Annotated in this window: 19 protein-coding genes; 9 read left to right on the forward strand and 10 right to left on the reverse strand. The window is 73.7% G+C overall.

Features of this window, described 5'->3' with window-relative positions; all coding sequences use genetic code 11:
• Positions 1-55: 55 nt before the first annotated feature.
• From Athai_RS32445 to Athai_RS32460, 4 genes are all read right to left on the reverse strand, one after another.
• Positions 56-1,093 carry a hypothetical protein gene (locus Athai_RS32445; protein WP_203965000.1) on the reverse strand — a complete coding sequence of 346 codons (1,038 nt, stop codon included), beginning with the start codon at positions 1,091-1,093 and terminating at the stop codon, positions 56-58.
• Between the two features lie 140 nt (positions 1,094-1,233).
• Complete coding sequence (locus Athai_RS32450; protein WP_203965001.1) at positions 1,234-1,968, reverse strand: DedA family protein; 735 nt, start codon at positions 1,966-1,968, stop codon at positions 1,234-1,236.
• Between the two features lie 131 nt (positions 1,969-2,099).
• On the reverse strand, positions 2,100-3,254 hold the full coding sequence (locus Athai_RS32455) for an ABC-2 transporter permease (RefSeq protein WP_203965002.1): 1,155 nt from the start codon (positions 3,252-3,254) through the stop codon (positions 2,100-2,102).
• A gap of 94 nt (positions 3,255-3,348) precedes the next feature.
• The gene (locus tag Athai_RS32460) at positions 3,349-4,701 is read right to left on the reverse strand and encodes a CehA/McbA family metallohydrolase (protein WP_239157301.1); all 1,353 of its coding nucleotides are present in this window, start codon (positions 4,699-4,701) and stop codon (positions 3,349-3,351) included.
• Between the two features lie 188 nt (positions 4,702-4,889).
• Between Athai_RS32460 and Athai_RS32465 the strand changes: the two genes are divergently transcribed.
• Positions 4,890-5,942, forward strand: coding sequence for an esterase-like activity of phytase family protein (locus Athai_RS32465; protein ID WP_203965003.1), 1,053 nt, complete (start codon positions 4,890-4,892; stop codon positions 5,940-5,942).
• 89 nt (positions 5,943-6,031) lie between these two features.
• Here Athai_RS32465 and Athai_RS32470 read toward each other — a convergent pair whose 3' ends face one another.
• Positions 6,032-7,024, reverse strand: a complete 993-nt coding sequence (locus Athai_RS32470) for an aldo/keto reductase (RefSeq protein WP_203965004.1) — start codon at positions 7,022-7,024, stop codon at positions 6,032-6,034.
• Between the two features lie 112 nt (positions 7,025-7,136).
• On the opposite strand from Athai_RS32470, the gene Athai_RS32475 reads away from it, so the two are divergent.
• Entirely contained in the window at positions 7,137-7,763 is a 627-nt protein-coding gene (locus tag Athai_RS32475; protein ID WP_203965005.1) for a TetR/AcrR family transcriptional regulator, read from the forward strand.
• A 133-nt stretch (positions 7,764-7,896) separates the two neighbouring features.
• On the opposite strand, the gene Athai_RS32480 is transcribed toward Athai_RS32475, so the two are convergent.
• Entirely contained in the window at positions 7,897-8,889 is a 993-nt protein-coding gene (locus Athai_RS32480) for a hypothetical protein (RefSeq protein WP_203965006.1), read from the reverse strand.
• A gap of 152 nt (positions 8,890-9,041) precedes the next feature.
• On the opposite strand from Athai_RS32480, the gene amrS reads away from it, so the two are divergent.
• Positions 9,042-10,259 carry an AmmeMemoRadiSam system radical SAM enzyme gene (gene amrS, locus Athai_RS32485; RefSeq protein WP_203965007.1) on the forward strand — a complete coding sequence of 406 codons (1,218 nt, stop codon included), beginning with the start codon at positions 9,042-9,044 and terminating at the stop codon, positions 10,257-10,259.
• The gene (gene amrB, locus Athai_RS32490; protein WP_203965008.1) at positions 10,256-11,047 is read left to right on the forward strand and encodes an AmmeMemoRadiSam system protein B; all 792 of its coding nucleotides are present in this window, start codon (positions 10,256-10,258) and stop codon (positions 11,045-11,047) included. The genes amrS and amrB overlap by 4 nt, the downstream gene beginning before the upstream one ends.
• A gap of 127 nt (positions 11,048-11,174) precedes the next feature.
• Here amrB and Athai_RS32495 read toward each other — a convergent pair whose 3' ends face one another.
• Positions 11,175-11,411: a hypothetical protein gene (locus tag Athai_RS32495; RefSeq protein ID WP_203966812.1), complete on the reverse strand. Its 237-nt coding sequence runs from the start codon at positions 11,409-11,411 to the stop codon at positions 11,175-11,177.
• Positions 11,412-11,831: 420 nt separating this feature from the next.
• On the opposite strand from Athai_RS32495, the gene fbaA reads away from it, so the two are divergent.
• From fbaA to Athai_RS32510, 3 genes are all read left to right on the forward strand, one after another.
• Positions 11,832-12,857 carry a class II fructose-bisphosphate aldolase gene (fbaA, locus tag Athai_RS32500; protein WP_203965009.1) on the forward strand — a complete coding sequence of 342 codons (1,026 nt, stop codon included), beginning with the start codon at positions 11,832-11,834 and terminating at the stop codon, positions 12,855-12,857.
• A gap of 320 nt (positions 12,858-13,177) precedes the next feature.
• Positions 13,178-14,287 (forward strand): histidine phosphatase family protein, encoded by a 1,110-nt coding sequence (locus tag Athai_RS32505; RefSeq protein WP_203965010.1) that lies wholly within the window; start codon positions 13,178-13,180, stop codon positions 14,285-14,287.
• 370 nt (positions 14,288-14,657) lie between these two features.
• Positions 14,658-15,089: a DUF3151 domain-containing protein gene (locus tag Athai_RS32510; RefSeq protein ID WP_203965011.1), complete on the forward strand. Its 432-nt coding sequence runs from the start codon at positions 14,658-14,660 to the stop codon at positions 15,087-15,089.
• A gap of 202 nt (positions 15,090-15,291) precedes the next feature.
• On the opposite strand, the gene Athai_RS32515 is transcribed toward Athai_RS32510, so the two are convergent.
• Positions 15,292-15,606: a putative quinol monooxygenase gene (locus tag Athai_RS32515; protein ID WP_203965012.1), complete on the reverse strand. Its 315-nt coding sequence runs from the start codon at positions 15,604-15,606 to the stop codon at positions 15,292-15,294.
• Between the two features lie 60 nt (positions 15,607-15,666).
• Between Athai_RS32515 and Athai_RS32520 the strand changes: the two genes are divergently transcribed.
• A complete protein-coding gene (locus Athai_RS32520) occupies positions 15,667-16,011 on the forward strand; it encodes a winged helix-turn-helix transcriptional regulator (RefSeq protein WP_239157302.1) in 345 nt (114 codons plus the stop codon).
• A 2-nt stretch (positions 16,012-16,013) separates the two neighbouring features.
• Here Athai_RS32520 and Athai_RS32525 read toward each other — a convergent pair whose 3' ends face one another.
• Both Athai_RS32525 and Athai_RS32530 read right to left on the reverse strand, forming a co-directional pair.
• The gene (locus Athai_RS32525; protein WP_203965013.1) at positions 16,014-18,098 is read right to left on the reverse strand and encodes a MinD/ParA family ATP-binding protein; all 2,085 of its coding nucleotides are present in this window, start codon (positions 18,096-18,098) and stop codon (positions 16,014-16,016) included.
• A 130-nt stretch (positions 18,099-18,228) separates the two neighbouring features.
• On the reverse strand, positions 18,229-19,227 hold the full coding sequence (locus Athai_RS32530) for a diacylglycerol kinase family protein (protein ID WP_239157303.1): 999 nt from the start codon (positions 19,225-19,227) through the stop codon (positions 18,229-18,231).
• 265 nt (positions 19,228-19,492) lie between these two features.
• On the opposite strand from Athai_RS32530, the gene Athai_RS32535 reads away from it, so the two are divergent.
• On the forward strand, positions 19,493-20,779 hold the full coding sequence (locus Athai_RS32535; protein ID WP_203965014.1) for an adenylosuccinate synthase: 1,287 nt from the start codon (positions 19,493-19,495) through the stop codon (positions 20,777-20,779).
• Positions 20,780-20,846: the final 67 nt, after the last annotated feature.

The following is a 20,846-nucleotide window of genomic DNA, read 5'->3' on the forward strand; positions in this document are numbered from 1 at the left end:
CGCATGGCGGAGCCGTGGTCCCGGACGGCGAGGTAGGCGGCGAGTGGAGCCGCGGTCAGGACCGGACGGCGAGGTAGGCGGCGACGAGTAGGGCGAGTACCCCGATCGCGCCGAGCGCCATGATGATCAGCAGGATCGGCAGCGCCCGGCCGCCGCCGACCGGGACCCGCCGGGTGTGCGGTGCGGCGATCGGCCGCGGCGCCGCGGTGTACGGCCGTCCCTGGTACGCCGGCATCGGGGGCAGCTCCCGGACCGGCCGTCCGGGTGGGCGCAGCTGCCCGGTCTGGTGGGTGGGCACGTCGATTCGGGGAAACTGCCCGGTGTGTGCGGCCGGTTCGATCGGCCGGCCGGTGTGATCGACCCGGGGCTGCTGGCCGGTGTGCGCGGCGGCCACCCGGGGAATCTGGCCGGTGTGCCGCGCCGGCCCCGAAACCGGTGGCAGCGGGTTGGTCGGCGACTCGACGATGCGGGGCAGCTGCCCGGTGTGCCGGCCGACGGCCGGTGCCGGTGTGCGATATCCGGGCGGCGCCGCGGAGCCGGGCGGCGGCGCCGAGCCGGGCGGCATCGCACCGGCCCGCGGGATCGACCCGGTGTCCGTCGTGGCGCGCGGGATCGAGCCGGTGTCGGCGGTGAGGGGTCGGCCGTCGTGGCCGACTCGCGGGATCGAGCCGGTGTCGGCGGTGATCGGTCGGCCGTCCGAGCCGACTCGCGGGATCGAGCCGGTGTCGGTACGGGTGGCGATGTTCCCGGTGTGCCGGCCCGGTGCCGGTGGCCGAACGATGCTCACCAGCCGGTCGAACACGCTCCGCACCCCGACGGTGCCGGGTGCGTCGAGGCTCGCCACCCACGGCTGCTCGCCGGACAGTTCGACGCCGGCGAAGTCCTCACCGGCCGGCGCGTGCGAGCGCGCCCACTGGTACGCCTCGGTCAGCGCACCGCGCAGCGAGTCGTCGTGCACCGCGGACGGGCCCATGGTCAGGATCGTGACCGCCCGGCCGTCGTCGTCCTTGCCGCGGCAGATCTCGAACCCGCCGTGCACCCGGACGGTGGTCACGCCACGGAACGGACCGACGTCGCGTCCTGTGGGATCCATCGGCTTCTCCGGCGTACCGAGGGTGAGTCTGCGGCTCGTTCCCGACGCACCGTCTCGGGCCGCGAGCTCCGGTCCGGCTCAGCGTACCCGGCCGGATCCGGCGCCGGCCGGCGCGCGGCCGGGGCGCCGTTCGCCCACGGTCACCGGCGGGTTGCGGGCTGCGAGTCGGTGTCGTCGTCGCTGGCCTGCTCGGCGGGGCCGCGGCGCCGCGCGAGCAGCCGCTTCACCAGCTCACGCAGCAGCGGCAGCAGCGCGATCAGCACGATCGCCGCGATGATCGGCAGCAGGTACTTGTCGATGATGCTCGGCGGGATCACGCCGGCGGTGCGGTTGCCGAGCAGGATGATGCCGTCGGTCCAGACCACGCCGCCGACCACGTTCCAGAGCAGGAACTTCTGCCACGGCATCTCCAGGATGCCGGCGACCGGGTTCAGGAACGCGCGGACCACCGGGATGAACCGGGCCAGCACGACCGCCTTGGCCGGCCCGAACTTGTTGAAGTAGTACTCGGCCTTGTCGACGTACTGCGCCTTGAACAGGCGCGACGCCGGCCGGTCGAACATCGCCCGGCCGAACCGGGCGCCGAGGAAGTGGCCGAACTGGGCGCCGGCGATCGCCGCGATCGGCACCCCGACCAGCAGCGCCGGCAGCGACAGCTGGGTACCGAGCAGGTGCTGGGCGACCGCCGAGCTGGCGATGCCGGCGATGAACAGCATGGTGTCGCCGGGCAGGAAGAATCCGAAGAACAACCCGGTCTCGGCGAAGATCACCGCATAGACGCCGACCAGCCCGAACGTGTCGATCAGCGATTTCGGATCGAGCAGGTTGACCGCCAGCGGCTCGCTCGCCGCCCGGACCGACTCGACATCCCCCATGTGGTGCACGCTACCGACGCGTCGCCGACATCGAGCTGAGCGGTACGACCCTCGATGCCCCGCCGGTCAGCCTGGCGTTTCCCACCCCGATGCACCCCACCTCGCCGAGGCTACCCGGCGGGAAGATCGGATCACGCCTCGGCCGCGAGATGTGCGGGCGATCCCACACGCCGGGGCCGCCGCGCCTTCAACCCCGGTACCAGCAGGGCCACCAGCACGCCGAACACCAGGTACCCGCAGATCACCAGCAGGTGGGTGGTGATGTGGTGCGAACCGAAGTAGGAGACGTTGCGCACCGTCTGGGTGGCGGCGCCGGTGCTGATCCACGGCCCGACGGCCCGCCAGAACGCCGGCAGCATCGGCCACGGGAACACCCCGCCGGAACTTGGGTTGCCGAGCACCACGAACACCGCGATCGCGATGCCGATGCCGATCACCCCGGCCAGTACCTGCATCGCCATGGTGAACGCGGCGGCGGAGAACACCAGCAGCGCGCCGATCCACCACAGCTGGCCGACCGACGCCGGCAGCGCGTGCAGGACCGGGCCGACGATGATCGCGCCACCCAGCCCGGCGGCGATCGAGTACACCGCCATGGCGAGCAGCCGGATGAACGCGCGGCGCAGGTTCGCCGGTCGGGTACCGGCCGAGACGCCGAGCATCGACGCCACCAGGTAGCCGCCCACGCTCCACGCCACGACCAGGTAGAACGAGCTCAACTCCTCGAAGTCGTCGGCCGGCAGCGGTTTGACGTCGACCACCGACAGCCGCAGCCCGGCGCGCGGCGCCACCCGCCGCATGACCTGCTCCAGCGCCTGCGACATCGACGGCCCGGCGGCGCTCGCCACGATCAGCCGGGCGGTACCGCCGCCGCCCGCCGCCGGGGCGACCAGCAGTGCACCGTCCGCGTCCCGGGTGGTCACCTGATGCCGGGCGGTCGCCGCGTCGGGCACCGTACGGGCCTTGACCGGCTCGCCGGGCAGCCCGTTGAGCTGCCGGAGCAGCGGTCCGGCGGCCTGGCTCGGCGCCGCCAGTGCGACGTCGATGTGGTGCGGCTTCGGGTTGTGCAGCGCGCCCATGTAGGACAGTGCGAACGCCAGCATCAGCAGGAACACCCCGACGCACAGCAGCGCCGAGCGCGGCGTGACCGCGTCCTTCCAGTCGCGTAGCGCGGCCCGGTCCCGGTGCCTGCTGGCGCCACCGCCGGTGGGCTCGGCGCCGGGTTCGGGGTGGCCGCCGGCCGGCTGCTCGGGCGTGCCGTCGTTCGTACCGTCGTGTTCGTCCACGGCCGCCCTTCCGGAATGCGGATGTTCTCCGCAGTTTCTCCCGTCGGTACGCGGCGTGTGCGCGGTTTGCCCAGAGAGCCGGCCGTTCGGTGGTTCAGCAGTCCAGGAAGATCGGGTTGGTCAGGGCCGCCATCGACCCGTACGGCATGGGCTCGCCGGCGTCCGGGTGTCGCACCTCGGCGCGGACGTAGCCGGTGTAGCGGGCGGTGCTGCGCCACTCGATCGGTCCGGGCAGCGGCGCGGCGTGGACCAGGCCACGGTCGGTGACCAGCCGCACCGTGCCGGTGGGCACGCCGGCGACCTCCAGCCGTACCGTCACCGGCGTGTCCGGGGCCACCGCGAGCCGCTCGCCGATCCCGGCGGTACGCCCGTCGGCGGTCGCCGTCAGCGACACGGTCACCGCGGCATCGTCCGCCAGGTACGCCCGGCCGGCGGCGAGGCCGGCCTTGACCCCGGCGGCGGACAGCGACTCGGCGTACACCACGGTCTGCGGCAGGCCGACCACGTCACCGTCCCGGTGCGCGTCGCTGTTGCCCATCGCCGGCACGAACCGGCCGGCGACCAGCATGCCGTCCCAGGTGGCGAGCGCCGCCTCGTTGCCGAGCGACCACGGCCCGTTCCACACCTCGACCGCGTCGGCCTGCTGGTAGCCGAACTTCCACGAGCAGGCCACACACTGCCCGTACGGGTGGGCCGGCACCACGAGACCGCCCAGCGCGCGCACCCGCGCCGCGTGATCGGCGAACACGCCGTCGGTGGCCCGGTACCGCCAGTCGATCCAGGACCCGGGCGGCAGCCCGATGGCGAGGCAGTGGCCGTTGCGGGTGGTGATCTCCTCGCCGGTGAGGATCAGCAGGTCGTCGCCGGCGTACTCGCCCCAGACGCGGTGCGACGCCGGGGTGTTGTGCTCGCTGGAGTTGATGAAGTCGAGGCCGCGGGCCCGCGCCGCCGCGGCGACCTGCGCCGGGGTCCGGCCGCCGTCGGAGTAGACGGTGTGCAGGTGGCAGTCGCCGCGGTACCAGCCGGGGCCGCGCCCGGTGGTCGCCGGCGGGTACCGCACCGTCGGCTCGCCGGTCACCGGGGCGTCGTCGAGCGTCACCTCGACGGTGTAGTCGAGTCCACCCGGGGCGACCGTGTACGGCCCGAGCACCACGTGCCAGCGCCCCGGCTCGATCGGCCCGGGCAGGTACCCGGGGGTGGCGTCGGCCGCGGAGATCTCGAAGGAGTCCCGCGCCCCGCCGGACCAGCCGCGGAAGCCCGCCTCGACCCCGCGCTGGTCGACGACGCCCAGGTCGCAGGCGTTGCCGACGGTGCCGGCGGGCAGCGCCGGCCGGTCGTACGAGTACCGCACCGCGAGGCGGGTGGTGCCGGCCGGGACGTCGACCGGCAGGTACACGTAGTCGGCGGCGCCGGGGTCGAGATGCCCGGTGTACGCGCGTTTCTGCACCGCGCCAGTCTGCCCTGCCGTCCCGGTCGCGCCGCAACCCTGCCGTCCCGGTCGCGCCGCGACCCTGCCGTCCCGGTCGCGCCGCAACCCTGCCGTCCCGGTCGCGCCGCAACCCTGTCACCTGCCCGCACGGCGGCGTTCGTGCACCGATCGACCGCGGGACGGAGGTTTCCGGCATGATCCGAAGCATGCGAATTCGAGCGCTCGTCGTTGCCTCCGCCACCGCACTCGGTACCGTGGCCGCTGCCACGCCGGCGGTCGCCCATCCCGCGCCCGGCCGCCACGACGCCGGTGCCTGCTCCCGCTACGTGTCGCTGCGCGGTTTCTCCGACGCGCTGGACAAGCGGAAGTTCGGCGATGCGCAGATCGGCGAGCTGTCCGGGCTGCAGTACGACGGCTCGCACCTGCGGGCCGTCAGCGACACGTCGGCGCTCTGGACGCTGACCCGGCCCACCCGCGGCCTCGGCACCGAACCCGTCGGGTACCAACCGCTGGCGGACGAGCACGGCGACCCGATCGACTCCGAGGCCATCGCCGTCGACCGGGACGGCACCCGGCTGATCACCTCGGAGATCGAGCCGTCGGTCCGCCGGTACGACCGGCGCGGGAAGGTGCTGGGCAGCCTGCCGGTCCCGGGCCGGTTCCGGGTCGCACCGGCCGGCGAGGCCGAGGAGAACGCCACCTTCGAGGGGCTGACCCTGCTGCCCGGGGACCGTTCGCTCATCGCGACGATGGAGTCACCGCTGTCCGGCGACGGTACGGACGCCGACGGTAACGGGCTCAACCGGTTCCTGCGCTGGGACCGGCGGCACGGCAGGTTCGAGGTCGCCGCGCAGTACGCGTTCACCGTCGACGCCGGGCTGCAGATCTCCGACGTCCAGGCGATCTCGCCGAACCGGCTGCTGGTGCTGGAGCGGGGCTGGCGGAAGGGCTACGGCAACACGATCCGGCTGTACGAGGCGGATCTGACCGGTGCGCAGGACGTCACCGGTGTCGCCAGCCTGGCCGACACGACCGTCCGGCAGGTGCACCGCAGGCTGCTCGCCGACCTGGCCGCGTGCCCGAGCGACGGGGCGACCGCCAAACAGCCGCAGCCCAACCCGCTGCTGGACAACATCGAGGGGATGGTGTTCACCGGCCGGCACCTGCGGGGCGACCGGCGGGAGCTGCTGATGGTCTCCGACGACAACCTGTCCGACGAGCAGATCACCCGGCTGTACTCGTTCGCGGTCCGCGTCTGACCGTCTGCCGGAGACCCGGACGGGCGGCGGTGCGGTCCTGACCGCGGGCCGCCGCCCGTCCGGGGCCGCGGCCCGCGCGCCGCTCCCCGCTACCAGGCGTACGCCTCGGGCGCGGGGTGCGCGCCGTTCGGCGCCGGCGGCGGGAACAGCTCGTCCATCCGGGCGAGCACCTCGGCGTCGAGCGTGATGTCGAGGGCGCGGAGCGAGCCGTCCAGGTGTTCCATCGTCCGCGGCCCGGTGATCGGTCCGGTGACGCCGTCCTGGGCGAGCAGCCAGGCCAGCCCGACGTGCGCCGGGTCCTCACCGATCTCGGCACACAGCTTCTCGTACGCCTCGATCGTGTCGCGGTGCTGCGCCAGCGCGTCGGCCGCGTGCCCGGAACCGCCCCGGCGCGCGCCGTTCTCCCGCTGCTTGCGCAGCACCCCGCCGAGTGCGCCGCCGTGCAGCGGGGACCACGGGATCACGCCGATGCCGTACTCCCGGGCGGCCGGCAGCACCTCCAGCTCGATCCACCGGGCCATCAGGTTGTACAGCGACTGCTCGCTCACCAGGCCGAGGAAGTGCCGGGACCGGGCGGCCTCCTGCGCCTGGGCGAGATGCCAGCCGGCGAAGTTGGACGAGCCGAAGTAGAGCACCTTGCCCTGCTGGCGGAGGACGTCGAACGCCTCCCAGACCTCGTCCCACGGGGTCGCCCGGTCCACGTGGTGCATCTGGTACAGGTCGAGGTGGTCGGTCTGCAGCCGGCGCAGCGACTGCTCGCAGGCGCGGCGGATGTGCAGCGCGGACAGCCGGGAGGTGTTCGGCCACTCGCCCATGGTGCCGTAGACCTTGGTCGCCAGGACCGTCCGGTCGCGGCGGCCACCACCGGACGAGAACCACCGGCCGATGATCTGCTCGGTGACGCCCTCGCCCAGCACCCGGCCGTAGATGTCGGCGGTGTCGAAGAAGTTGATGCCGTGCTCGTGGGCCCGGTCCATGATCGCGAAGCTGTCCTGCTCGGACGTCTCCGGGCCGAAGTTCATGGTGCCGAGAACGAGCCGGGACACCGACAGGCCGGTGCGGCCCAGTTGCGTGTACTCCACGGTGTGAACCCTTCAGGTACGTGCGGTGCGGGCGACCGCGGTCCGGCCGCCGGGGCCGGCGCGGGCGGTACCCGGGCTCGACCAATAACGAAACTGATCGTACAGTATCGTTATGGAGACCGGACCGAACAGTGGCGTCGGCGACGAGGTGCGGGCAGATCCCGCCCGGCCGGGTCGCCCGCGCAGTGAGCGCGCGCGGCAGGCGGTCCTGGCCGCGACCCGCGACCTGATCACCGACCGTGGCCTGCCCGGCCTGACCGTGGACGACATCGCCGGCCGCGCCGGGGTCAGCAAGGCCACCATCTACCGCTGGTGGCCGACCAAGGCGGCCATCCTGATGGACGCGTTCACCGACCTGGTCGGTGCCCGGATGACGTTCCCGGCCGGTGGCGACCCGCTGGGCCGGCTGCGGGACCAGCTCGGCCGGGTGGCGCGGCTGATGAACGATCCCGGCGCCCGCCGGCCGTTCGTGGCGCTCGTCGCGGCCAGCCAGCACGACCCGGAGCTCGCCGCGGCGCTGCGGGACCGGTTCATCGCCACCCGCCGGGACGCCGCTCGCGAGCTGGTCACCGAGGCGATCCGGGCCGGGCAACTGGCCCCCGGCGCCGATCCGGACGCCGTGCTCGACATGCTCTACGGCGCCCTCTACTACCGCCTGCTGATCAGCGGCGATCCGCTCACCGCCGACTACCCCGACCGGCTCGTCGCCCTCCTCGGCGCCGTGCGAACGCCCAGCTGACCGGCGCAGCGGGGCAGCCAGGGAGCCCTCCCCCGCCGTGACCGGTTCACGGGGGCCAGCCGAGAGCCGGCCCCGCGGTCCCGGTGCCGCGGGGCCGGCCGAGTGCCCGCCCCGCGTCGGCTCGTCCCGTCGGCTACCCCGCCGCGGGCGTCATCGGCGCCGCCGGCGCCGGGACCCGGCCCACGGCGGTCTTGCGCACCGCGAGAGCGGTCAGCGCCAGTGTCAGGACCACGAACCCGACCTGCCCGGCCAGATCGATGCCGTGTTTCGGCTGCGCGGCGAAGCCGACCACGCAGTACACCAGCAGCGCGCCGGCGGCCGGTGCGAAGGCGTGCCGCGCCGTCCACCCGCGCCCCCGGGACCAGCCGACGAGCAGCACTGCGGCGAGGGCGTACAGCACCAGGTCGACCGGGATCGGCCAGCCGCCGGGCAGGCCGTGGTTCGCGAGTTCGAACACCGCCCCGGCAGCCGCCGCGAGCAGCGTGACCAGCCACGGTGCCGGCACCCGGCCGGTACCGGCGGGGTGGCGCCGGCCGACCCGCGGGAACAGGAACGCGACCACGATGCACAGCACCGTCCCGACCGCGGTCAGCAGCGCCTGGCCGGCGGACAGCTCGTACGCCGGGAAGCCCGGCAGGCCGCCGCGGAACGTCCAGTGGATGACGGCGACGCCGACGACGAAGACCGCCGCGGTCACCGTCAGCCCGACCCGGCCGAGCCAGGGCGCGGTACCGCGCCGCGCGTACAGCGCCTCGGTGAGCGCGATCGAGGCACCCATGCTCCACACCACGTGCAGGGTCAGGACGAACAGCCACCAGGTCCAGCCGATCCCGTCCAGGTTGCCGGGAGCGAGCAGGTGCAGGCCGGCGAACCGGGGGTTGAACAGGCTCATGTCGCCGAACCCCTCCTCGACCAGGCCGTACGCCGCGGCCAGCGCCAGCATCGTCGGCCAGCCGCGGCCGGCCCGCCGGGTCACCTCGCGCACCAGCACGGCCCCGGCGCCGTACATGGCGGCGTCCACCGGGTACGCGAACGCCGCGCTCAGGGTCGTGTTCCCGAGCAGGAACTCGCCCACGAACGGGGCCAGCAGGACCAGCACCCAGGCCGGTGCGATTCGTCGCCACATCTCGATCACCCTCCGCCGAAACGATCGGGCCCAGCCTCCCGCCGCGGCACCGATCCCCGGCAGAGCCGTCGATCCGGACTCCGCCGGGACAAATGTCCTGCCTGGCCGGCGTGGCGGCGGCGGACTAGCGTGGGGTGTTCGGAGGTGGACCGATGGGAAGCACCGAGGTCGACGTCGACCCACCGCGCCGGCGGCCGGAGCGAGCCGGTTCGGCCGGCGACGACCGGCTCAGCCTGGACGACCCGTTCACGGTGCCCACCGACTACTGGCACCCGCTGCCGGACGGCCGGATCCAGTGCGACGTGTGCCCGCGCGCCTGCAAGCTGCACGAGGGGCAGCGCGGGCTGTGCTTCGTCCGCGGCCGGGTCGACGACCAGGTCGTGCTCGCGTCGTACGGGCGGTCCTCGGGGTTCTGCGTCGACCCGATCGAGAAGAAGCCGCTGAACCACTTCCTGCCGGGCACGCCGGTGCTGTCGTTCGGCACCGCGGGCTGCAACCTGGCCTGCCGGTTCTGCCAGAACTGGGACATCTCCAAGTCGCGCGAGATCGACACGCTGGCCTCGGCCGCCGGCCCGGAGGCGCTGGCCCGCGCCGCCGAACAGCTGGGCTGCCGCTCGATCGCCTTCACCTACAACGACCCGACGATCTTCCTGGAGTACGCGATGGACGTCGCGGACGCCTGCCGGGAGCGCGGGATCAAGGCGGTGGCGGTGAGCGCCGGCTACATCAACGAGGCGGCCTGCCGCGATCTGTACTCGCACATGGACGCGGCGAACATCGACCTCAAGGCGTTCAGCGAGCAGTTCTACCGCAAGGTCACGTTCGGCAAGCTGGACAACGTGCTGGCCACGCTCGACCACCTCCGGGAGACCGACGTCTGGTTCGAGGTGACGACGCTGCTGATCCCCGGGCAGAACGACTCGGACGACGAGATCGCGAAGCAGTGCGACTGGTTCGCCGAGCATCTCGGCCCGGACGTGCCGCTGCACTTCACCGCGTTCCATCCGGACTTCAAGATGCGCGACATCCCGCGCACCCCGCCGGCGACGCTGCGCCGGGCCCGGCAGCTCGCCCGGGAGCGCGGCCTGCACCACGTCTACACCGGCAACGTGCACGACGCCGACGGCCAGACCACCTACTGCCCGTCCTGCGGGAAACCGGTGATCGTCCGGGACTGGTACGTGCTGGGCGAGTACCGCCTGACCGACGACGGCCACTGCGTCCACTGTGGAGCGTCCGTCGCCGGGGTGTTCGCCGGCCCGCCCGGCGAGTGGGGTTCCCGGCGGCAGCCGGTCCGGCTGGTGGAGCGCGGCGGCCGTGGCCCGCACGACCGGCGCACCTCCCCGGTCACCGCGGACGGTGCCCGGTGACGGTGCGCGAGCCGGCGGTGGCCGGGAAGTTCTATCCGAGCGATCCGGACACCCTGCGCACCCTGGTCGGCTCGCTGCTGGCCGACGTCGAGGTGCCGGTCGACGAGGCGCTCGCCCCGGCGTACGTGGTCCCGCACGCCGGTTACCGGTTCTCCGGCCCCACCGCCGCCCTGGTGTACGCGCGGCTGGCGGCGCACGCCGAACGGATTGCCCGGGTGCTGCTGATCGGCCCGTCGCACTTCGTCCGCCTCGCCGGCTGCGCAGTCTCCACAGTAGACAGATGGGCGACCCCGCTGGGCGAGGTCCCACTGGACGCGATCGGGCGCAACACCCTGGTCGAGGCGGGTGCGGCCGAGGCGAACGACGAGCCGCACCAACCCGAGCACTCGCTGGAGGTACAGGTCCCGTTCCTGCAGGCGGTGCTCACGCCGGGCACCCCGATCCTGCCGGTGGCGGCCGGGCCGGCGAACGCGGACGCGGTGGCCGACCTGCTCGCCGTTGGTATCCGCCGTCCCGGCACCGTGCTGCTCTGCTCCACCGACCTGTCGCACTACCACCCGGACGCCGCGGCCCGCGCGCAGGACGCGGCCACCATCCGCGCCGTGCTGGAGCGTTCGCCGGACCGGATCGGGGTCCGGGACGCCTGCGGCGTGTTCGGGCTGCGCGGCCTCACCACCCTCGCCGCCCGCGCCGGCTGGACCCCGCGGCTGCTCGGCTACGCGACCTCCGCGGACACGATCGGACCGCCCGACCGCGTCGTCGGCTACGCCGCCTTCGCCCTGTCCTGAGAGCTTCGGCGGCTCCGCGATCCCTGCCCGGTGGCACGTCGAACGGCGGCCGCTGCCCGGTGGCCCGCCGACCGACGTGCCAGGCTGATGGCCCGGCGCCCGGCGGCCCCGGGCCGACCCGCTCGGGTCAGCGGTAGTCGTCGGGATCCTCGGGGACCGCGTGGGACTGTTCCAGGGTGTCGTCCACCGGTGTCTCCAGGCCGATCTCCGGTGCCTGCTCGGCCTCGTCGGCCGGTTCGCTCGGCCGCTCCTCGTCCGGCGAGTCGACGTCCGGCGCCTCGATCCGCGCGGTGTCGGGTGTCTCGCCCGGGCGGTACTCGCTCGGATCGCGTTCCTGGTCCGGGGCCAGCTCCGGTTCGGTCACCGTGTCACCTCCGCAGATCGGATCGCCGGTGCCGTACCGCACCGGCTCGTGGGCGGCCGGCCGGGCCGCCGCCCCTGTCGCTGCGTGTGCGCCTCAACCGTAACCGGGTACCCGGCGGCTCGCAGGAGCTAACCCGAGGTACCGATGGGACGTCCGGACCCGGCCGGGCACGCCGGTACCGAAAGCCACCCCTGGCGGGCATGCCGGCCGACAGCGACCCGGCCACCGGCGGGCAGGCCGGTACCGAAAGTCACCCCGGCCCCGAATGTGCGGGATACTCGACGGCGCGGCACGGCCGGTGCAGGACCGGCGTGCCGGGGACAGCGGCGTCCGGCACGCACCATCTTCCGGTGTCGACCCCACGCCGGGGTCGCACCCGGGAGACTCGACCGAGAAGACGACTCAGCTCAAGGAGCGCTCATGCCCATCGCCACGCCCGAGGTGTACGCCGAGATGCTGGACCGCGCGAAGGCGGGCAGCTTCGCGTACCCGGCGATCAACGTGACCTCGTCGCAGACCCTGAACGCCGCGCTGCGCGGCTTCGCCGAGGCCGGCAGCGACGGGATCGTCCAGGTGTCCACGGGCGGCGCCGAATACCTGTCCGGCCCCACCATGAAGAACATGGTCACCGGTGCGGTCGCGCTCGCCGGGTACGCGCACGAGGTGGCGAAGCAGTACCCGGTGAACATCGCGCTGCACACCGACCACTGCCCGAAGAACAAGCTCGACTCGTACGTGCGTCCGCTGCTCGCGATCTCGGCGGAGCGGGTGGCGCGGGGCGAGGAGCCGCTGTTCCAGTCGCACATGTGGGACGGCTCGGCGGTGCCGCTGGCGGAGAACCTGGAGATCGGCCGGGAACTGCTGGCCCAGGCGCACCAGGCCAGGATCATCCTGGAGGTCGAGATCGGGGTGGTCGGCGGCGAGGAGGACGGCGTCGTCGGCGAGATCAACGACAAGCTCTACACCACGCCGGCGGACGGGCTGAAGACCGTCGAGGCGCTCGGTACCGGCGAGAACGGCCGCTACCTGACCGCGCTGACGTTCGGCAACGTGCACGGGGTGTACAAGCCGGGCAACGTGAAGCTGCGGCCGGAGATCCTGAAGCAGATCCAGGACGAGGTCGGCGCGAAGGTCGGCCGGCAGCGCCCGTTCGACCTGGTGTTCCACGGCGGGTCCGGTTCGACGCTGGACGAGATCCGGGCGGCGGTCGACTACGGCGTGGTGAAGATGAACATCGACACCGACACCCAGTACGCGTTCACCCGGCCGGTGGTCGACCACATGCTGCGCAACTACGACGGCGTGCTGAAGATCGACGGTGAGGTGGGCAACAAGAAGCAGTACGACCCGCGGGCCTGGGGCAAGGCTGCCGAGCAGGGCATGGCCGAGCGGGTCCAGGCGGCCTGCGAGGCGCTGCGCTCCCGCGGTACGACGCTGGCGAAGTGACGAGCGGTCCGGAAACGCCGGACACGGGTTGCGTAACGAGCGTCACACACCGACTCGCCAACACAACCGAATGTGTGGTACGAACGGCACTCGGTCGGACCTAGGGTCTGTCTCGGCGCCGCCGCCTGCCGGCGAGGCGTGGGGACAGGCCCGGGTTTGCCCGGAGCCTCGCCGCAGCCGGCCGTCGGCGCGCCGACGGGCCGTTCGGGGCGCGGGCGTCGGGCGCGATCGGGCGTCGAGGCGGTCCACCCGGGCATGGTGATCTTTCGTGATACGGAATGGGGTCGCGTGGTCGTGAGCGAGACTGGCTTTCTGGAGGGATGAGCACCGTCCACCTCGTCCAGCACGGCGAGAAACAACGCAGGGGAGGCGACCCGGGACTGACCGTCACCGGGCGCGCCCAGGCGCTGTGGACCGGGTCGTGCCTGCGAGGCAAGGGCATCACCCAGGTCTGGTCCAGCCCGCTGCGGCGCAGCCGGGAGACCGCGGAGATCATCGCCGCCGTGCTCGGCCTGCCGGTGCAGACCGACCCGCGGCTGCGGGAGCGGATGAGCTGGGACGGCAGCCAGCCGTTCGACGTCTTCCAGCGCGAGTGGGAACGCTCCACCGCCGATCGCGACTACCGGCCGCTGTGGGGCGACAGTTCCCGGGACGCCGGTGACCGCATCGCCGGGTTCCTCCGCGAGCACGCCGAGGACCGCGGGAACACGGTGGTCGTCTCGCACGGCGGCGTCACCGTCGACCTGGTTCGTACCCTGTTCGGCGACGAGCCGCTCGCCGGCCGACCCGAACTGCTCGCCCGCGGGGTGTCCCCCTGCTCGCTGACCACGGTGCGGTTCGACGGGGCCGCACCGGAACTCGAACGGTTCGCGGACGACCGGCACCTGTCCGCGCCGGAGGCGCCGACCGGCGCGTTCACCCACCAGGTCGGCGGGTACCGGCCGCGCTGGCTCTACACCGCCCGGGAGATCCTGGACGTGCACGGCGAGCGGCTGTCCCGGCTCGCCGGCCGGCCGCTGGAACACACCTGGGTGCTGTGGGACCGCGACCTCGACGAGTGGTACAGCGAGGGGCCGGTGGTCTTCCAGTTCGCCGGCGAGCGGCTCACCGCCTGCCACCGGCGTACCGGCGAATGCTCGCTGAGCTGGGACGATCTCGATCCGACCGAGCCGGTCGACGCCGGGGACGAGAGCCTGCGGTTGTGCTGGCGGGCCGACGTGCTGCCACCGCTCGGCCCGGCCGTCGGGCATCCGCTGCGGCTGCTGGACCTGGTCGAGGACGGCGACCCGGACGGTCGGTGGCTGATCAGCGGGCTGGACTTCGGCTTCGACGACCCGCACGTGGTGCTCGCGAACGTCGACGGGCACAACGCCCTGCTCGGGGTGCCGGCCGCCGGCTCCGAACCGCGCCGCCGGATCCGCGTTTCCTGATCCCGGCAAGCACCCCGGCAAGCCGGCCTCTCGGCAAGCCGAGCGCCTCGTCGAACGACGAGCCGAGCGCCGCGTCGAACCGGGCGCTCCGACGAGCCGAGCGCCGCATCGAGCCGAGCGCCCGGACAACGAGGACGGTGGCCCGCCGCTGCTGCGACGAGCCACCGTCGTACCGGGTCCTGGGGAGGCTCCGGACACCTGGTACGTCGGGTGTCCCCGGCCGCGCGTTACAGGCGGCGGGAACCTTCGCCGTCGGTACCGGCACGCTGCCGCGCGGTGGTCGCCGGCCGGCGGTGGTCCGGTGCCGGCAGATCGGGCCGGCCCGGCGGGTAGCGTTTGACTGCCCGGAGATGTCGTTTCGATTGGCGGGATGAGCGTGTCGCACCAGAACCTGATGCCCGAGCCGCCGGCGACCCTGCTGGCCGAGGAGCCCGAGCCGGCCGCCGAACTGGACGCGGCGGTGCGCGATGGCGGTGACGTCACCGCGGTCGCGGCGCACTTCCCGGCGTACAGCGCGGCCTGGGCCGAGCTGGCCGAGCGCGCCCTCGGGAACGGCGAGGTCGTCGCGGCGTACGCGTACGCGCGCACCGGCTACCACCGCGGCCTCGACCAGCTGCGCCGCAACGGCTGGAAGGGGTTCGGCCCGGTGCCGTGGTCGCACCTGCCGAACCGCGGCTTCCTGCGCTGCCTGCACGCGCTCGGGCAGGCCGCCGACCAGATCGGCGAGTCCGACGAGGCGGCCCGCTGCGCCACCTTCCTGCGCGACTGCGATCCCTCCGCCGCCGACGCCCTCGACGGCTGATCCGCTCGGCTCAGGACGACGCTGGCGGCGTTGTCGCGGGACTTGTGTGCAAACTACGCACACGGCGCCCCGCTCCGCCTTGCCAGCGTCGCCCTGAGCCGGCGGATTCAGCTGATCCGAGAGAAGACCCAACCCCGAAAACCCAACCGAACGGCAACCTCCTGGGCGCCGGGAAGGGGGCGCTTGGCGCAGGTACGGGGGGTCAGGCGGCGGCGCCGCGGCCGGCCACGGCGGTCCGGGTGTAGTGGCGCATTTCCTGGATGGCCGCGACGTACGGCTTGATCTCGGCGAAGAACGCCCGGAAGGCGGGGCTGCTGCGGAAGCCGGTGAGATGATCGGCGGCGGAGGTCCAGGTGATGCGCAGGACGTACGACTCGGGGTCGTCGTCGCAGCGGGTCAGTTCGTAGTCGACGCACTGCGGTGCGCTGGCGAGCGGCACCGCGGCGCGGGCGTACGCGGACTCGAACACCTCGGCGTCGCCGACCGGAATCCGATAGCGGGTGTACTCGATGATCATGAAACCAGCGAAGCATCGCGCCGGCGCGGCCGCAAGAACGCACTTTTCGGTGCGTGCCCGGTGAGCGCCGCGCGCGGCTACCACTGCCCGGTCGAGCTGACCATGGACGTCCTCGGGCACAAGTGGACGGCGGTGATCCTGGCGCACCTGAAGGAGGGCGTGCACCGCTACGGCGAGCTGCGCCGCCGGATGCCCGACGTCAGCGAGAAGATGCTCACCCAGCGGCTGCGGGAGCTGGAGCGGGCCCGGCTCGTCGCCCGCACCGTGCACGACGGGGTGCCGGCGCCCGTCTCGTACCGGCTGACCGACGAGGGCGCCAGCCTCGCCCCCGTGCTGCAGTCGCTGTACGACTGGGGCACCGAACACGCCGCCCGGCACGCCATCCCGCTCGACCCGATCAACTGAGGTCAGAGACCTTCGGCCACCGCCGCGGCGATCTTCAGCCAGGCGTCCCGGCTGGACTGCGTCAGGCCCGCGTAGCGGATCGGCTCACCCGAGTCGAGCAGCTTCTCGTACGGCGCGAGCAACACCGCCCGGGTCCGCGCCGAGAAGTGCCGCTGCACCGCCGGCAGGTCGAGGTCCTTGCGGTGCGCCGGCATCGAGACCACGGTGACCGCGCGCCGGACCAGATCGTGCCGCCCGGTCTGCTCCAGGTGGTCCAGCGCCCGCGCGGCGGTCTCGGCCGAGTCGTTGCGCGCCGACATGCACACCACCAGCTGGTCGGTCGCGTCGATCGCGGACTGCCAGTTCGCCGCGCGCACGTTGTTCCCGGTGTCGACGACGATCAGCTTGTAGAACCGGCTGACCACCTCGCGGATGTCGTGGAACGCCTGCGCCGTCAGCATCTCGCCGGCGGTCGCCGACTCGTCCGACGCCAGCACGTCGAACATCGCCTCGCCCTGGGACCGCACGTACTGGGAGAGGTCGCCGACCCGGCCGGTCGGGCCGCGGAAGTGGGCCAGGTCGCGGAGCAGGTCACGCACCGTCCGGTTGTGGAAGTCCTGCGCGGCGCGCATCCCCAGGGTGCCCTGGGTCTCGTTGTTGTCCCAGGCCAGCACGTAGCCGCCGCGCTTCTGGCCGAACATCATCGCGACCATCAGCACCGCGACGGTCTTGCCGGCGCCACCCTTCGGGTTGATCACGGTGATCTGGCGCAGCCCGCCGAAGTTGCGCCGCACCATCTCCACCGCGTGCCGCTGCTCCTGCTCCTTGCGGCCCGGCCCGAGCTTCATCAGCCCGAACGAACCGACCCGCATCGCCCGCCGGACGCCCTGGGTGGCGACCGGATCGCTGGGGCGGGCGGCCCGCCGCTGCGCGAAGTCGTCCGCGGTCGGTGCGTGGTCCGCGCCCGGCATCGGGTACTGCGGCTGCTGAGCGGCCTGCGGGGGCTGGCCGGTCGGGTACTGCTGGGCGGCGTCCCACTGCTGGCCGGCCGGTGGGCCCGCGCCCCACTGCTGCTGGGCGAAGCCGTCCGGCGGGAACGCGTCCGGGGCCGGCTGCGGTGCCGCCGGCCACTGCGGCCCACCCGGCTGCGCCGGGCCGGCCGGCGGGCCCGCGGCCTGGTTCGACACCCCACCCTGAGCCGGGCCGGCCGGTCCCGGCAGCGGGGTGCCCTGGCCCGGGGCGGCCATGCCGCCGGCCTGCGGCGACCCGGCCAGGCCCTCGGCGCCCGGCAGGGGTGCGCCCCCGCCCTCGGCGGCCGGGGGCAGGACGGGCTGCTGCGCCGCGCTCGGGCCGTACCCGTTGGGGCCCGGGGCCGGTGCCCCCGCGACGCCCTGGTCGGGGCTTCGACCCGCCGGCTCGCCCTGGTTCCGGGCCGAGCCGGGCTGCGAGTCCGGCAGCGGCGGCAGGGCCAGCTGGTCGAAGACGCCGTCCTGCGCGTGGTCGTACGGCAGGTCGGTGGAGGCGGCGGGCGGCGCGCCACCCGGCTGGCCGGTCCGGGCGTCGGGCTGCCCGGCGGGCGGCGAGGCGGCCGCCGGGCCGGTGAACTGCGGCCACCCGGCGCCCGCGCCGGCGAACGGGTCGACGTCCGGCGGCTCCGGCCAGCCGGTGTCGCCGCCGGCCGGCTGCTGCGACCAGTCGGCGGTGCTCGGCCGGCCGTCGGCGGGCTGGAACGCGGGCCAGTCGGTGCCGGCGCCGTGGGCCGGGGCCGGCTCGGAGAACGGTGACCACGGGTTGGTGTCGGCGACCGGCCAGCCCGCGTCGCCCGGCTCGCTGGCGGACCAGCCCTCGGTGTCCGGCGCCGGCGGCGGCCAGGGCGCGTCCGGCGGCGCATCCGGCCCGGCCGCCGGGCCGGCGGCGTCGGTCAGCTGCGCGGTCGGGGTCGGATCGTCGGCGACACCGCCGGACGGTACCGGTGGCCACGGCCCGGGTGCGCCGTCGTTCGGCGCACCGGATGCCGCGACGTCGTCCCGGCGTGGCGGGACGGTGGTCCGGGCACCGTCATCCGCGGGCGACGAGGTCGACTGCCGACCGGTGCGGGAATCCTCCACCAGTTCCCCCTGTGACCTGTACGGTCCGCGACGGGTGGTCGCGGACGGTGAGCGCACTACTCGATATTGTCGGGCATTCGTCCGACCGATGCAGATGTAGCCGAGTCAGAGTGGTGCAGATCTAGCAGATCTATCGGTACACCGCCCACGCACCGCGTTCCATCCACCAGGTGCGCTTACGGGTCAGCGTGCCCGTCACCGCGTCGTCGACGAACGGTACGTCCTCGGTCGGGGTCACGGCGACCGCCCGGCCGCGGGCCCGGCGCACCTCGACCCGGGCGCGCCGGTTGCCCAGCCAGCGCCGGCCCACGTAGCGCAGGACCGCCACCGCGACGTCGACCGAGCCGTCGGCCGGGTCCGCGGCGGTGACCAGCGGCAGCCCGTCGACCTCCGCGTAGCCGGAGCCCGGCGCGTTGACCACCGTGCACAGCAGCACCGGGTCGGTGCCGTCGGACAGCACCGCGTCGTCCACGTTGACCACGGCACGCCAGGACACCGGCCGGCCGCTCTCGTCGGCGCCGCCGAGCAGCGCGCCGTGCAGCGTCACCGACCCGGCATCGGTACGCAGCAGATCGAACCGGGCGGTACGCCCGGCCAGCACCGCCGCGGCCACCTCGGCCGGGTCGCGGGGCAGGCCGAGCCGGGCGACCAGATCGTCGGTACCGCCGCGGTCGAGCGACAGCAGCCCGATCGGCGGCAGGTCCGGCAGGGTGCGGTCGGTGGGCAGGTCGGCGGGGCGCTTGCTGGGCCGCGGCGCGCAGCGGCGGACCAGCCGGCGCACCACCGCCCGCGCCTCGCCGTCGTCGTTGCCGACCACCACGAGCTTGCCGTCGGCCAGCACCGTCTCGGTCAGTACGGTGTCGATCTCGGCATCCGAGTTCGCCTCCACCAGCCGGACCTCGGCTCCCCCGGCCCGCAGCGCGTCCCGGCAGGCGAGCACCGCGGCGCGCGGCGTGGGGGCGCCGCCGTGGCCGGCGCAGCCGCCGGATCCGCAGCCCGCGCCGTCGGCGCCCGGGTCGCCGCCCGTCCGGTCGGCGTCGCAGCTCGCCGCGCCGGTACCGCAGCTGTCGCAGTCACCGCCGGCGTTGTCGCCCTGGCCGAGGCCGAGCAGTACCACCTGGTCGCCCACGTCGTTCCTCCCGTACGCCGGCCCGCGGGCCGGCTGTCGCTCGGTACCACGGTGGCAGGCCACGCGCGAGCGACCGGCGTCAGGGTCGGTTGCCGGCCCAGCGTTCGGTTGCGGGTCCGAAGCTTCGTTGCCGGCGCAGGGCTCGGTTGCCGCCCAGCGCTCGGTTGGCCGCCCAGCACCTGGTCCTGCCGGTGGGCGCCGGCAGCGCACTCGGCCGCGACCTCTATGGTTCCGGTGTAGCGGGAGGCGCCAGGAGGGCGGACGCATGCCAGCGATCGTTGTCGTCGGTGGACAGTGGGGCGACGAGGGCAAGGGTCGGGCAACCGACCAGCTCGGGGACCGAATCGACTATGTGGTGCGATACCAGGGCGGCAACAACGCCGGGCACACCATCGTCACTCCCGACGGCGAGAAGTTCGCGCTGCACCTGCTGCCGTCCGGGGTGATCACGCCCGGCGTGGTGACGATCATCGGCAACGGCGTGGTGGTCGACCCGAAGGCGCTGCTGGAGGAGATGGACGGCCTCGCCGCCCGGGGCGTCGACACCGACAACCTGCTCGTGTCGGCCGACGCGCACCTGATCATGCCGTACCACCGGATCATGGACAAACTGACCGAGCGGTACCTGGGCGTGCAGCGCATCGGCACCACCGGCCGCGGCATCGGCCCGTCGTACGGCGACAAGATCGCCCGGATCGGGATCCGGATGCAGGACCTGCTCGACCCGGGCATCCTGGCGCAGAAGCTGCAGGGCGCGCTGCGGGAGAAGAACCAGGTCCTGGTCAAGGTCTACAACCGCAAGGCGATCGACGCGGACGCGGTGTGCGCCGAGTACCTGGAGTACGCCGAGCGGCTCCGCCCGTACATCGCGGACACCCGGCTGGTGCTCGACCAGGCGCTGACCGCCGGCAAGACGGTGCTGATGGAGGGCGCCCAGGCGACGATGCTCGACCTGGACCACGGCACCTACCCGTTCGTCACCTCGTCGAACCCGACCTCCGGCGGCGCCGCGGTCGGCTCCGGCATCCCGCCGACCCGGATCGACCGCGTCGTCGGCGTCTCCAAGGCGTACGCGACGCGGGTCGGCGCCGGGCCGTTCCCCACCGAACTGTTCGACGAGAACGGCGAGCACCTGCGCAAGGTCGGCGGCGAGTACGGGGTGACCACCGGCCGGCCGCGCCGCACCGGCTGGTTCGACGCCGTCGTCGCCCGGTACGCGACCCGGGTCAACGGGCTGACCGACCTGGTGCTGACCAAGCTGGACATCCTGTCCGGGCTGCCGCGGGTGCCGCTGTGCGTGGCGTACGACGTGAACGGCACCCGGCACGACGAGATGCCGATGACGCAGACCGACTTCCACCACGCCAAGCCGATCTACGAGTACCTGGACGGTTGGTGGGAGGATCTCGCCGACATCCGGAAGTTCGAGGACCTGCCGGCGAACGCGCAGCGCTACGTCGAGCGAGTCGAGCAGCTCGCCGGGGCGCCCGTCTCGATCGTCGGGGTGGGCCCTCGGCGGGACCAGACCATCGTCCGCCACGACCTGCTGTAACGGGTCCGGCCGGGAACGCCGTGCCGACCCGCCCGCCGGGGTGGCCCGGTGGTGCGCCCGGCGCGCA

This window comes from Actinocatenispora thailandica (assembly GCF_016865425.1).
In the GTDB taxonomy this organism is placed as follows: domain Bacteria; phylum Actinomycetota; class Actinomycetes; order Mycobacteriales; family Micromonosporaceae; genus Actinocatenispora; species Actinocatenispora thailandica.